Here is a 13395-nt window from a genome sequence, read left to right as displayed (position 1 = left end):
CGGTCAGGCCTCCTTGCGGGCCACGGCGAAGATCCGGCGGAACGGAAAGACGGTGCCGCGCGGACCCGGCGGGTAGGCCTCGCGCAGCCGGTCCCGGTACTCGGCGAGCAGGGCGTCGACGGCGTCCCGGTCGTCACCGAGGGCGGTGAGGACCGGCCTCAGGGCGGTGCCCTTGACCCAGTCGAGCACCGGGTCGGGGCCCTGGAGCAGCTGGAGGTACGTGGTCTCCCAGACCTCGACGGCGCAGCCGAGCTCGGTCAGCCGGGCCAGGTACTCGGCGGGTTCGAGGAGGTGGACGTAGTGGGCGCCGTGGCCGGCCAGCCGGGAGCGCCAGCGCGGGGCGTCGCAGATCTCGGCGAGCAGGGCGTGGCTGGGCGCGCTGAAGTTGCCCGGGACCTGGAAGGCGAAGGTGCCGCCGGGGCGCAGGCCGTTGATCCACGGCCCGAAGGACGCGGGGTGGCTCGGGACCCACTGCAGGGCGGCGTTGGAGACGATCAGGTCGTAGGGCTCCTCGGGGAGCCAGGAGGCCAGGTCCCCGTGCCGGAAGTCGAGGCTCCCGCCGCCCGCGGTGGGGCCGGCGTACTCCCCGGTGGCGCGGTCGAGCATCTCCGGGGAGAGGTCGAAGCCGGTGATGCGGGCCTCGGGCCAGCGGTCGGCGAGGAGGGTGGTGACGTTGCCGGGACCGCAGCCGAGGTCGGCGATGCGGGCGGGCCTGCCCGGCAGCTCGGGTATCCGGGCCAGGAGGTCGGCGAACGGGCGGGCCCGGTGCCCCGCGTGCCGGAGGTACTGCTGGGGGTCCCAGGTGGGCGCGGAGGGTGCGGTGGCCGTGGGGGTCCGGTCCTGCGCGGTATCGGAATGCATGGGTGAGCCTCCCTGCTGGCGGGGTGGTCGGAAGCGGAAGCGGTTCCGGACCCCTCCCTGCCCCATGGTCGACCCGTTTATATCTCGATGTCAAGATACTCCATGTCGAGATACATGACATGAAGAGACTTCACGTCGACAGACCCCTTACACTGATCCGCATGGAGGACGAGGTCGACCGATTGGTCGCGGCTTGGCGGCGGGAGCGCCCTGACCTCGACGTGGAACCGCTCGAAGTGCTGAGCCGCGTCAGCAGGCTCGCGCGCCACCTCGACCGCGCCCGCCGGCTCGCCTTCTCCGAGCACGGCCTGGAGCCGTGGGAGTTCGACGTCCTCACCTCGCTGCGGCGCGCCGGCGCGCCCTACCAGCTCTCCCCGGGCCAGCTGCTGACCCAGACCCTGGTCACCTCCGGCACCATGACCAACCGCATCGACCGGCTCGCCAAGAAGGGCCTCGTCGAGCGGCTCCCGGACCCCAGCGACCGCCGCGGGGTCCTGGTGCGGCTGACCCCCGAGGGGCGGGACCGCGCCGACCAGGCCCTCGCCGGACTGCTGGCCCAGGAGCGGGCGATCCTCGCCCAGCTCTCCCAGAGCCAGCGGGGCGACCTCGCCGGGCTGCTACGCCAGTTGACCGCTCCGTTCGACAACGTCCCCGGCTAGCTCCGCGGGACGTACGCCGGCCCGTCTGGCCAGCGCCACCGCGGCGAGCGTCGAGTGCACGCCGAGCTTGCCCAGCACGTTCTGCATGTGGGTGCGGACCGTGTGCGGGGACAGGAACAGCCGCGCCGCCACGTCCTTGCGGCCCAGCCCCGCCACCATGCAGCGCAGCACCTCGTGCTCGCGCGGGGTCAGCGACTCCACCAGCCGTTCGCTGTCCGTACGGTGCTTGCGGGCCGCGGTCAGCTCGCGGAGCACTCCGGTGAGCAGGGCCGGCGGGAGGTGCGTCTCCTCGCGCAGCACGCCGCGGACCACGGCCAGCAGCCGCGAGAGCGAGCAGTCCTTCGCCACCCAGCCCGAGGCCCCCGCCTGCAACGCCAGCGCCGCCCGGCGGGGTTCGTCGCGCTCGGCGAGGACCACGGTGCGGACCCCGGGGTGGGACACCCGCACCCCCGCGACCAGAGCGATCCCGTCCGGGGTGCCCGGCGGCGGTCCCGAACCCGACTCGCGCTGGGCGGGTACGGCCCCGGCCGCGGCGCCGAGATCGGCGTCGACCAGCAGGACGTCGAAACGGCGGCCCTCGGCCACCGCGCGTTCGAGGCAGCGCAGCGCGGCGGGGCCGCTGCCGGCCGCGGACACGTCCACGTCCGGCTCGGCCGCGAGCGCGGCTGCGAGCGATTCGGCGAAGATGCGGTGATCGTCGACCACGAGAACCCGGATACGAACCACAAAACCCCCAAGGGTAGGGGAACGGACGGCGGCGGGTACGGCGCCCGGACCGGGTGATCCGCAGCTGTCGCGGCCGCCGCCGAGACACCTCTGCACTACCCCGGACCGGACGCCGTACCCGACTTGTCTCGACCCCTGAATCAACACCGGCCCCCACCGGTGTCACGCACCAGCGTAGGGCCGGGGCGGCTGACAGTTGGCCGAATTGCAGAAGTTTTCCCAGGGATTTTCCCGCGCGGCCGGTCCGAACGGGCTTTGTCATGGCTTGAATTCGACTGCCCCGAAGGTCCGGATGGCCCTTTCCGCTCCCGCCTGTGCCGCGGGCAGTTGCACGGGGGGCATGTCACCCCGCGCGTGCACCTCGGGCGCCCGCGCACAGCTCCCGCGCGCGCGGCGCCCGGCGCACACGCGTACGCCCCCCGTACCCGAGGGTGCGGAGGGCGTGCGCGACAGCGGTGGTGCCGGTGGAACCGGCGGCGGCGTCGGGTCAGGAGGCGTGCGTGCGCGCGAAGTTCCACGCGTCCGAGATGATGCCGGTGAGGTCCGAGCGGTTCGGGGTCCAGCCGAGGCGTTCGTGGGCCGTGCGGGCGGAGGCGACCAGGACGGCGGGGTCGCCGGCCCGGCGCGGCGCGATGACCTCGGGGATCTCCTTGCCGGTGACCTTGCGGACCGTCTCGACGACCTCGCGGACCGAGAAGCCGCTGCCGTTGCCGAGGTTGCAGATCAGGTGCTCGCCGGCGGTGGCGTTCTCCAGCGCGGCCAGGTGGGCCTCCGCGAGGTCCGCGACGTGGATGTAGTCGCGCACGCAGGTGCCGTCCGGGGTCGGGTAGTCCTCGCCGAACACCGAGATCGACTCCCGCTCGCCGAGCGCGACCTGCAGGACCAGCGGGATCAGGTGGGTCTCGGGGGCGTGCCGCTCGCCGAACCGCCCGTACGCGCCCGCCACGTTGAAGTAGCGCAGGGAGACGGCCGCCAGGCCGTGCGCCGCGCACTCCCCCGCGATCATGTGGTCCACCGCGAGCTTCGTGGCCCCGTACGGGTTGGTGGGGGCGGTGACGGACGCCTCGGTCAGCAGGCCCTCCGTCGGCTCCCCGTAGGTCGCGGCGGTGGAGGAGAAGACCAGCTTGCGCAGGCCGACGCCGCGCATGGCGTTCAGCAGCGCGAGGGTGCCGCCGACGTTGTTCTCCCAGTACTTGGCCGGGTTCGCCACCGACTCGCCGACCTGCGAGGAGGCCGCGAAGTGCAGCACCGCCTCGTAGGAGCCGTCGAGGTGCTCGGCGGCGTCCTGGATCCGGCCCTCGATGAAGGTGGCACCCTCCGGGACGCCCGCGCGGAAGCCCGTGCTGAGGTCGTCGAGGACGGTGACCTCGTGGCCGGCCTCCAGGAGGTGGGCAGCGACCACGCTGCCGACGTATCCGGCGCCACCGGTTACCAGGTACTTGCTCACTCGCCTACTGCCTCTCGCGGGGAAACGCGCGCCGGGTGCGTGCGCGCGCTGGAGTCTGGCTTACCCGATCGGACGCCCCCAGGGAAATCGGCGGCCCGCCCCGCTCAGCCGCGGGCCCCGGCGGGCGGCTGCGCCGGGGCCGCCCGGTCCAGCAGTCCGGTACGGGCGGCCAGCGCCGCCGCCTCCAGCCGGGACCCCACGCCCAGCTTCATCAGCACCCGCTGCACGTGCGTGCGGGCGGTGCTGGGCGCGATCTCCATCCCCGCCGCGATCAGCCGGGTGTCCTCGCCCTCGGCGACCCGGACCAGGACCTCCACCTCGCGCGGGGTGAGCAGGCGCAGCAGCCGGCTGCCCTCGTCGTCGGGCTGGACGGCCGGGTTGAGCAGTTCGGCGAAGGCGCCCTGGAGGAGTTGCGGCGAGATCGCCACCTCGCCGGCCCGCGCCTTGGCCAGGGCCCGTTCGACGCCCTCGATCCGCTCGTCGTGGCGTACGTACCCCGAGGCGCCGGCGGCGAAGGCGGCCGCGATCCCGCGCGGGCTGGGCACCGGGCCGAGGACGACCACGGCGATCTGCGGGCGCTCCCGCTTGACGCGGAGCACGGGTTCGAAGACGCCCGGCTCGGCCGGGGAGGCGGTGCCGAAGAGACAGACCTCCGGGGCCCGGCTGATGACCAGCTCGGCGGCGCCCGCGGCCGGGGCGGCCGCGGCGAGCACCCGGTGCCCGCGCAGTTTCAGGGCCGAGGCGAGCGCCTCGGCCAGCAGGCGGTGCTCGTCGACCACCACGACCCGTACGCCCATGAAGGCACCCACCCCCCGACCCTTCTGACCCGGCAAGCTACACGCTTGTTCGACGGAGCGCGGGGGATACCGCGCAGAAGCCCCCGGAAGGCGGACCTTCCGGGGGCTTCGTGCCGGTGCGGGTGCGGGAGCGGTCGGCTCGCCGTCAGCTCGCGCTCAGCTCGCGGTGAAGGAGACGAAGAGGTACTCGGGGTCGCTCTTCTCCGAGTACGGCTTGCGGGCCGTCGTGCGCGAGATGAACAGCTTGCCGTTGTGGTAGCGGTACTCGGAGTACTCGGGCGAGAAGGCCGTCTCGATGCGCTGGCTCGTCTTCTCCGACGGGTTCTGCATGAGGAGGGTCTCCTTCATGCTCGTCCCGTCGATGCTGACGATCTGGCCGCCCTTGTCGTAGGGGGGCCGCTTGTAGGCAATGACGTTCGAGCCGTCCATGCGCAGCGGGAACAGCGTGAACCCGTCGCCCGCGTCGGCGCGGTCGGTGGTCTGCTTGCCGGTCTCCAGGTCGAAGGAGAGCAGCTCGTTGGTGCGGCCGCTGGCGGACTGGCCGCCCTGGTGCTCGTACGACGGGATGTAGACCTTGCCGTTGCCGACGACCATGTTGGAGCACTTCTCGACCTCGGTGGCCGCGCACTTGCCGGCGAACGTGCCGTCGGCGAGCGAGATGCGCGCCTTCAGCTCGCCCGTGGGCGCGATGACGAAGAGGTCGCTGACGCCGGTGGCGTTCTTGGCGGTCTTGCCGACGTCGGCCCCGACGATCAGGGGCTTCGTGGAGACGATGCCGGCGTACTCGATGCCCGGGGCGAGCTTGTACGAGGCCGTGGGCGCGCCGGTGGCCGGGTCGAGGAGCTGCGCGTGCAGGGTCGGGCTGGAGCTCTGGCCGCACTTGCGGATCACGCCGAGGGCCTCGCCGCCCGCGTAACCCGCGTCGCGGCAGCCCTCGCCGTCGATCTTGGGCAGCCACAGGGACTTGCCGTCGGCGAGGTTCCAGGCGGCGCCGCCGGCGACGCCCGCGGCGGCGACGGTCTGGCCGCTGAGGGTGACCTCGTAATAGGCGACGGGCCGGTCGCCGCTGGTGGCGCCCTTGGCGTTGCCGGACCAGACGAGCTTGCCGGTGCCCAGGTCGATCACGCCGACCTCGGTGCACTGCGGGTACTTGTTCTCGGGGGTGGGCATGGCCGCCTTGAACAGGACGGCCGTCTTGTTGTCGCTGATGTGCCGGGTCGCGCCGCAGAGTTCGCCCGGGAAGGCCAGCTCCCACGTCTTGCCGCCGTCGACGACGTTGTAGCCGACCACCTTGGCCACGTCGGACTTGACGTAGGTGGTGTCGGTCAGCCAGGAGCCGGCGACGTTGGCGATGTCGGCCGGCTGCGGGCTCGGCTGGTTGAACAGCGACTTCGACTTGGGGTTGCCGGGCACCTTCTCGGAGCCCGGCGCGCCCTGGGGCTTGCCGTCGGGTCCCGCGCTGGGGCTGCCGCTCGCGGTGGGCTCGCCGCCCGTGCCGCCGCCGTCGCCGGAGACGTACCAGAGGCCGCCGCCGACGATCATGACGATGGCGAGCAGGGCCGCACCGACGATCATCAGCTGGGTCCGCTTGTCGTTGCCGCCGGCCGGGGGCCGGGCGGCCGGGACCGGCACGGTGGGCGGCTGCCCGTACGGCGGGGCCGTGGGCGGCTGCCCGTACGCCGGCGGGGTGCCGGGGCCGGGCTGCTGCTGGGGGTATCCGTAGCCCGCCGGGGGCTGCTGCGGGTATCCGTACCCGGCCGGGGGCTGCTGCGGGGGCGCCGGGGGCGCGGGCGGCGGGGCGGGCGCGCCGAATCCGCCCGGCGGGGGATCCTGCGGCGCTCCGAAGCCGCCGGACGGCGGCTGGCTGGGGGGCGGCGGGGTGCTCATCGGTTGCTACTGCCTCTCGGTGGGCGGCTCGTTGGACGCGTTCACTTGCCGAAGACCATCAGGAACTTCTCGTCCTTGCCCCGGGCCTGCAGGCGCGATACGGAGAGGAAGAACCGCCCGTCGACGTAGTCGAGCCTGGGGGTGTGGAAGGCGCTCTCGACCGGAGCCGCCGCACCCGACGGGTTCCGCAGGAGCGCGGTGGGGGTGGCGCCGCCGGCCGGGACCGAGAGGATCTCGCCGCCCTTGTCGTACTCGGCCTTGCGGTAGGCGATGAGCCCGCCGTCGGCGGCCTTGAGCGGGGTGAGGGTGCGCTTGGCCCCGGCGGGGGTGCGCCACTTCTCCTTGCCGGTGCCCAGGTCGAAGGCGACGACGGCGTTGCCCGCGGCGGCGTCGGGGGCGGTCGCGAGGTAGAGGGTCCCGCCGTCGACGACGGCCGAGGAGCAGACGGAGAGGGACCGGAAGATGCCGGTGTCCCCGCAGCCGAGCGGGAACTTGCCCTCGGCGGAGAGGTTGGGGCCCTGCTTCCCGTCGGCTCCGATCACCGTGATGACGCGTTCCTTCGTCGCCTCGTTGCCGAGGTCGACGACGAGCGGGTCCAGCGAGTAGACGCTGGTGACCTTGAAGCCCTTGGGGACCCGGTAGGTCCAGCCGCGCTTGCCGGTGGCCGGGTCGGTGCCCTGGATCTCGGCGGTCTTGTCGTCGTCGAGGCAGGTGGCGAGGCCGACCATCCGGTTGTTGCCGGCCGCGTAGGCGCTGGGCTTGCAGCCTTCGGCCTGGGTGCTGGCGAAGAGCTTGTCACCGCTGCTGATCTTGAAGGCGCTGGCGGTGCCCGCGCGGCTGATGGCCACGGTGTCGCCGGTGATGGCGATGGTCGGGCTGGTGAAGATGTCGAAGAGCTGCTCCTTGGGCACCTCCTTCGACCAGACCTCCTTGCCCGACGCGAGGTCGACCACGCGCATCTGCGTGCAGGCGGCGGACTCCGCCTCGCTCTCCCGGTACATGACGACCGTCTTGTTGTCGCCGGTGGTCTGCGGGGTGACCGAGCAGACCGCGGCGGGGAAGGGAAGCGTCCACTTCTCCTTGCCGTCGGCGACTCCGTATCCGGTGAGGGACTTCCAGACGCTCTTGACGACCGTGTCGCCGACGACCCACTGGCCCTCGGACTCGACGCCCATGCCGGGGCCGTCGATCTTGGCGGTCTTCAGCCACAGGACCTTGTCCTCGCCCTGCTGCCGGCCGGCGTTGAGGTCTTCCTCTCCGCCGCCGTTGCCGGTGCCGTCGCCCTTGTCGACCTCGGCCGAGGCCGAGGGCTTGGGGTCGGCGGGGGTGGACGCCTGCGCCACGGGCTTCTTCGGGTCCTCGTCACCGTCGCCGCCGAAGGCGACGTACGCGCCGGCGCCGAGGACGAGGGCGCCCGCGACGGCGGCCGCGATCAGGACGGTCGTCTTCTTCTTCCCCGGCGGGGTGCCCGGGCCGCCGAGCGCCTGGCCGGCGGGCACCGTCGGGGGCTGCGGCGGGTAGCCGTAGCCGGGCGGGGGCGGCTGCTGGGGGTACTGCGGGGGCTGCTGCGGCTGCTGGCCGTACGGCGGTTGCTGCGCGTACGGGTTCGGGCCCTGCGGCGGGTATCCGGGGCCGGGCTGGGGCGGGCCGGGCAGGTGACCGTAACCGGAAGGTGTCGGTGGCTGGTTCGGCGGCGGGGGCGGCTCGGTCATCAGCGCACGCTTTCGGCTTCGGGGAGGTCGTGGGGGATGCCTTTCTATCACTCACGCCTTCCTTATGCCGGGCCGGTCCGCCCCCTGTTCCCAAGGGAGGACCGGCCCGTGATGCCGTCGTTATCCGGCCAGTCGGCCCGGAGGACGGCCGGAGGCTACGCCTCCTCCGCCAGCTCCAGCCAGCGCATCTCCAAGTCGTCGCGGTCGGAGAGGAGTTCCCTCAGCTCCGCGTCGAGCTTGGCCACCTTGTCGTAGTCGGTGGAGTTCTCGGCGATCTTCGCGTGCAGGCTGCTCTCGCGGTCGGAGAGCTTGTTCAGCTGCCGCTCGATCTTCTGGAGCTCCTTCTTCGCGGCGCGGGCGTCACCGGAGGCGGACGTCTTGACCCCGGAGGACGCGGGGGCGGGCGCGGGCGCGGCCGCCTCGATCATCTTCCGGCGGCGCTCCAGGTACTCGTCCAGGCCGCGCGGCAGCATCCGCAGGCTGGCGTCGCCGAGCAGGGCCATCACCGTGTCGGTGGTGCGCTCGATGAAGAACCGGTCGTGGGAGATCACGATCATCGACCCGGGCCAGCCGTCGAGGAGGTCCTCCAGCTGCGTCAGGGTCTCGATGTCGAGGTCGTTGGTGGGCTCGTCGAGGAACAGGACGTTCGGCTCGTCCATCAGCAGGCGCAGGATCTGCAGCCGGCGCCGCTCGCCGCCGGAGAGGTCGCCGACCGGCGTCCACTGCTTCTCCTTGGTGAACCCGAACTGCTCGCACAGCTGGCCCGCCGTCATCTCGCGGCCCTTGCCGAGGTCGACGCGGTCGCGCACCCGCTGCACGGCTTCGAGGACCCGCAGGGAGGGGTCGAGCTCGCCGACCTCCTGGGAGAGGTAGGCGAGTTTGACGGTCCTGCCCACGATGACCTTGCCCTTGGCGGGCTGGACCTCGCCCTGGGTGCGGGCGGCCTCGGCGAGGGCGCGCAGCAGGGAGGTCTTGCCGGCGCCGTTGACGCCGACCAGGCCGACGCGGTCGCCGGGGCCGAGGTGCCAGGTCAGGTGCTCCAGCAAGGTCTTCGGGCCGGCCTGGACGGTGACGTCCTCCAGGTCGAAGACCGTCTTGCCGAGGCGGGCATTGGCGAACTTCATCAGCTCGGAGGTGTCGCGCGGCGGCGGCACGTCGGCGATGAGCTCGTTGGCGGCCTCGATGCGGTAGCGGGGCTTGGAGGTCCGGGCGGGGGCGCCGCGGCGCAGCCAGGCCAGCTCCTTGCGCATCAGGTTCTGCCGCTTGGACTCCTCGGTGGCGGCGATGCGGTCGCGCTCGGCGCGGGCGAAGACGTAGTCGCTGTAGCCGCCCTCGTACTCGTGCACGTCGCCGCGCTGCACGTCCCACATGCGGGTGCAGACCTGGTCGAGGAACCAGCGGTCGTGGGTGACGCAGACGAGCGCGGAACGGCGCTCCTGGAGGTGCTTGGCGAGCCAGGAGATGCCCTCGACGTCGAGGTGGTTGGTGGGCTCGTCGAGGATCAGCAGGTCCTGGTCGGCGATGAGCAACTGCGCCAGCGCGATCCGGCGGCGCTCGCCACCGGAGAGCGGGCCGATGACGGTGTCCAGGCCCTGGCCGAAGCCGGGCAGGTCCAGCCCGCCGAAGAGGCCGGTGAGCACGTCGCGGATCTTGGCGTTGCCGGCCCACTCGTGGTCGGCCATGTCCCCGATGATCTCGTGGCGGACGGTGGCCGAGGGGTCGAGGGAGTCGTGCTGGGTGAGGACGCCCATGCGCAGGCCGCTGTTCTGGGTGACCCGTCCGCTGTCGGGCTCCTCCAGCTTGGCGATCATCCGGATGAGGGTGGTCTTCCCGTCGCCGTTGCGACCGACGACGCCGATCCGGTCCCCCTCGGACACGCCGAGGGAGATGCCGTCGAGCAGGGTACGTGTGCCGTACACCTTGCTGACTGCCTCGACATTGACCAGATTGACGGCCATCAGACGCGCTCCAGGGAAGGGGTGTGGATCAGCCCCTCAGCCTAACCCTCCGGGCCGGGCCCGACCGTTCCACCAGCAGCAGGCCCGCGAGCGTCATGCCGATCGCGGCGGGCGCGGTGACCGGGACGGCGATCAGGATGGCGCTGTGACCCTCCAGCAGGCCCCCGAGGCCGGTCACGGACAGGCCGAGGACGCCGAGGAGGCAGAGCGTGACGCCGAGGGCGGCCAGCGGCCCGCTGCCGGCCGGGGCGGTCCCCGCGGGCTCGGCGGGGCCCGGCCGGGCCGGGGCCTCGAAGCGGCGGAACACCGCGACGAGCAGCGCGGTCACCAGGGCCGCGAGGGCGATCCGTACGGGAACCTGCGCCCACCAGGCCGCGCCGGCCGGAGCCGGGAGGGTCATGCCCAGGGCGAGCTGGGCCGCGTACACCGCCAGCATCGCGGTGAGGTGCCAGAGGAAGGCGGTCATGGCGATCCCGTTGGCGGCGACGACCGCGCGCCAGACGCGCGGGCGGCGCAGCCGGGCGGCGGCGGGCCCGGCGAGGAGCTGGACGGCGCCGACGAGCCACAGGCCGTGGCAGAGCAGGGCGAGGGTGGGCGGCGCCATGTTGGACACCTTCTCGCCGGGCATCCCGACCATGGACAGCGGGTACGGGCCGTACGCGACGAGCAGCACGGCCCCGCCGAGCCCGGCGGCGGCCAGGGCGGCGGGCCGGCGCAGGCCGGCCAGGCGGCCGTCGGCGCGCAGGAAGCCCAGCTGGTGCACGGCGAGCCAGACGAAGGCGAAGTTCAGGAACTCGGCGTACGGAACTCCCAGCGCGAAGCGCAGCACGTCGACGAGGGCGGCGGCTCCGGCCAGCCCGGCGAAGGCGCCCCAGCCGAAGCGCTCGTGGAGCCGCAGCAGCGGCGGGGTGAGGGCGACCACGGCGAGGTAGATCCCGATGAACCACAGCGGCTGGGTGACCAGCCGCAGGGCGGCCCCGGTCAGCCGCCCGCCGCCGGCGCCCGCGAGCTGGAGCGCGAGGGCGGCCGCGCCCCAGACGAGGACGAACACCAGGGTGGGCCGCAGCAGCCGCCGCAGGCGGGCCCGCAGGAAGACCGCGTAGGGACGGCCGTCCGTCCGGCGGGCGAGGGAGCGGTAGGACAGGGCGTGCGAGAAGCCGCCGACGAAGAAGAAGACGGGCATGACCTGCAGCACCCAGGTGAGGACCTGGAGGCCGGGCACGACGGCGAGCAGGTTCCCCATGCCGTCGCTGCTGACGGCCGCCATCAGCCAGTGCCCGCACACGACGGTGCCGAGGGAGGCCACGCGGAGCAGGTCGACGTACCGGTCCCGCGTGACGGGGGTGGCGGCGGCGAGGGTGCTGGAACTGACGGTCATGGCCCCAACATCGCCGCCCGGCGGGGGCCGGCGACAGGGTACGGGTACTCAGTTCCGGCCTGGGTACGCCCGCCCGCCGCCCCCGGGATCCCCGTGCCGGGACCCCGGGTGAGGGGGGATCAGGCCGGGAGGACCGTGGCGCCGGGGGCCGGGCCGGACGCCACGTGGGTGGCACGGCAGGTCCCGGAGGCGTCGAGCCCGGCGGCGACCTTGGCGGCGGCCTCCGCGTCCCGGACCAGGAACGCGGTGGTCGGCCCCGATCCGGAGACCAGCCCGGCCAGCGCCCCGGCGTCGGCCCCCGCCGCCAGGACGTCGGCCAGCCGCGGCCGCAGCGAGAGGGCGGCGGGCTGCAGGTCGTTGGCCAGGGTGGCGGCCAGCGCGTCCGGGTCGCCCGAGGCGAGGGCGGCCAGCAGTTCCGGCGACGCGGCCGGCGCGGGGATCTCCGTACCCGTGGCGGCGGCGAGGCGGTCGAACTCGCGGAAGACGGCCGGGGTGGACAGTCCGCCGTCGGCGACCGCGAACACCCAGTGGAAGGTGCCCGCGGCCACCGGGGTCAGCAGCTCGCCGCGGCCGGTGCCGAGCGCGGCGCCGCCCACCAGGCTGAACGGCACGTCGCTGCCCAAGACCGCGCAGATGTCGAGGAGTTCGGCGCGCGGGGTGTCCAGGCCCCACAGCGCGTCGCAGGCCAGCAGGGCCGCGGCGCCGTCGGCGCTGCCGCCCGCCATGCCGCCCGCCACCGGGATGCGCTTGTCGATGTGGAGGTGGACGGCCGGGTCGAGGCCGGCGCGCTCCGCCAGCATCTCGGCGGCGCGCGCCGCGAGGTTGGTGCGGTCCAGCGGGACCCGGTGCGCGTCGGGACCCTCGCAGGTCACCGTCAGCGCGTCGGCCGCCGTGGCCGTCACCTCGTCGAAGAGGGAGACGGCCAGGAAGACGTTGGCCAGGTCGTGGAAGCCGTCGGGGCGGGCCGCGCCCACCGCGAGGCGCACGTTGACCTTCGCGGGGACCCGTACGGTCACGGCGCCGCTCACAGCGCGCTCTCCCCCGCCGCCGGCTTGTGCTCGGCGATCGCGGCGAACTCCTCCACCGTCAGCGACTCACCGCGCGCCTGCGGCGAGACGCCGGCGGCGACCAGGGCAGCCTCGGCGCCGGCCGCCGAACCGGCCCAGCCGGCCAGGGCGGCGCGCAGCGTCTTGCGGCGCTGGGCGAAGGCCGCGTCCACGACCGCGAAGACCTCGGCCTTGGTGGCGGTGGTCTTGACGGGCTCCGTGCGGCGGACGAGCGAGACGAGTCCGGAGTCGACGTTCGGCGCGGGCCAGAAGACCTTGCGGCCGATGGATCCGGCGCGCTTGACGTGCGCGTACCAGTTGGCCTTCACGGAGGGGACTCCGTACACCTTGTTGCCGGGCTCGGCGGCGAGCCGGTCGGCGACCTCGGCCTGCACCATGACCAGGGTCCGCTCGATGCTCGGGAAGCGGTCGAGCATCGTGAGCAGCACGGGCACGGCCACGTTGTACGGGAGGTTCGCGACGAGCGCGGTGGGCGGCGGGCCGGGCAGCTCCGTGACGAGCATCGCGTCGGAGTGGACCAGCGCGAAGCGGTCCTGGCGCGCGGGCATGCGGGCCTCGATGGTGGCGGGCAGCGCCGCCGCGAGGATGTCGTCGATCTCCACCGCGACGACCCGGTCCGCGGCTTCGAGCAGTGCGAGCGTCAGCGAGCCCAGGCCCGGGCCGACCTCGACCACCACGTCGTCGGGTCGGACCCCGGCGGTGCGCACGATCCGGCGGACCGTGTTGGCGTCGATGACGAAGTTCTGGCCCTTCTGCTTCGTCGGGCGTACGCCGAGGGCCGCGGCCAGCTCCCGGATGTCGGCGGGGCCGAGGAGGGAGTCGGATGCGGGGGTGTCGGGGTTCTCGGGCTGCTGCTCTGCGGTGCTCACCGGTAAAGCGTCTCAGATCGAGCGGGTGGTCCCG

11 protein-coding genes are annotated in these 13395 nt (G+C 73.5%); 1 reads left to right on the top strand and 10 read right to left on the bottom strand.

Annotation, left to right across the window (positions count from 1 at the left end; genetic code table 11):
* Positions 1 to 3: 3 nt before the first annotated feature.
* Entirely contained in the window at positions 4 to 861 is an 858-nt protein-coding gene (locus tag ACZ6S8_RS20650) for a trans-aconitate 2-methyltransferase (protein ID WP_469457704.1), read from the bottom strand.
* A 161-nt stretch (positions 862 to 1022) separates the two neighbouring features.
* On the opposite strand from ACZ6S8_RS20650, the gene ACZ6S8_RS20645 reads away from it, so the two are divergent.
* Complete coding sequence (locus ACZ6S8_RS20645; protein WP_383929601.1) at positions 1023 to 1520, top strand: MarR family winged helix-turn-helix transcriptional regulator; 498 nt, start codon at positions 1023 to 1025, stop codon at positions 1518 to 1520.
* Here ACZ6S8_RS20645 and ACZ6S8_RS20640 read toward each other — a convergent pair.
* The 9 genes from ACZ6S8_RS20640 to rsmA all read right to left on the bottom strand — a co-directional run bounded on the left by ACZ6S8_RS20640 (position 1479) and on the right by rsmA (position 13361).
* A complete protein-coding gene (locus tag ACZ6S8_RS20640; RefSeq protein ID WP_469457702.1) occupies positions 1479 to 2246 on the bottom strand; it encodes a LuxR C-terminal-related transcriptional regulator in 768 nt (255 codons plus the stop codon). The two genes, ACZ6S8_RS20645 and ACZ6S8_RS20640, sit on opposite strands and share 42 nt — an antisense overlap.
* 487 nt (positions 2247 to 2733) lie before the next feature.
* Positions 2734 to 3693, bottom strand: coding sequence for a UDP-glucose 4-epimerase GalE (galE, locus tag ACZ6S8_RS20635; RefSeq protein WP_469457700.1), 960 nt, complete (start codon positions 3691 to 3693; stop codon positions 2734 to 2736).
* 104 nt (positions 3694 to 3797) lie between these two features.
* Positions 3798 to 4490: a response regulator transcription factor gene (locus ACZ6S8_RS20630; RefSeq protein ID WP_469457896.1), complete on the bottom strand. Its 693-nt coding sequence runs from the start codon at positions 4488 to 4490 to the stop codon at positions 3798 to 3800.
* Positions 4491 to 4646: 156 nt separating this feature from the next.
* On the bottom strand, positions 4647 to 6377 hold the full coding sequence (locus tag ACZ6S8_RS20625) for an outer membrane protein assembly factor BamB family protein (RefSeq protein ID WP_469457698.1): 1731 nt from the start codon (positions 6375 to 6377) through the stop codon (positions 4647 to 4649).
* Between the two features lie 41 nt (positions 6378 to 6418).
* Complete coding sequence (locus tag ACZ6S8_RS20620) at positions 6419 to 8089, bottom strand: outer membrane protein assembly factor BamB family protein (protein ID WP_469457696.1); 1671 nt, start codon at positions 8087 to 8089, stop codon at positions 6419 to 6421.
* 155 nt (positions 8090 to 8244) lie between these two features.
* Positions 8245 to 10047, bottom strand: a complete 1803-nt coding sequence (locus ACZ6S8_RS20615; RefSeq protein WP_469457694.1) for an ABC-F family ATP-binding cassette domain-containing protein — start codon at positions 10045 to 10047, stop codon at positions 8245 to 8247.
* A gap of 28 nt (positions 10048 to 10075) precedes the next feature.
* Positions 10076 to 11425 (bottom strand): acyltransferase family protein, encoded by a 1350-nt coding sequence (locus ACZ6S8_RS20610; RefSeq protein ID WP_469457693.1) that lies wholly within the window; start codon positions 11423 to 11425, stop codon positions 10076 to 10078.
* A 119-nt stretch (positions 11426 to 11544) separates the two neighbouring features.
* A complete protein-coding gene (locus ACZ6S8_RS20605) occupies positions 11545 to 12453 on the bottom strand; it encodes a 4-(cytidine 5'-diphospho)-2-C-methyl-D-erythritol kinase (RefSeq protein ID WP_469457692.1) in 909 nt (302 codons plus the stop codon).
* Complete coding sequence (rsmA, locus tag ACZ6S8_RS20600) at positions 12450 to 13361, bottom strand: 16S rRNA (adenine(1518)-N(6)/adenine(1519)-N(6))-dimethyltransferase RsmA (protein ID WP_469457690.1); 912 nt, start codon at positions 13359 to 13361, stop codon at positions 12450 to 12452. The genes ACZ6S8_RS20605 and rsmA overlap by 4 nt, the downstream gene beginning before the upstream one ends.
* Positions 13362 to 13395: the final 34 nt, after the last annotated feature.

The sequence above is a fragment of the Streptomyces sp. NPDC048461 genome (genome assembly GCF_055587105.1).
This window is presented reverse-complemented; position numbering and strand designations above follow the sequence as displayed.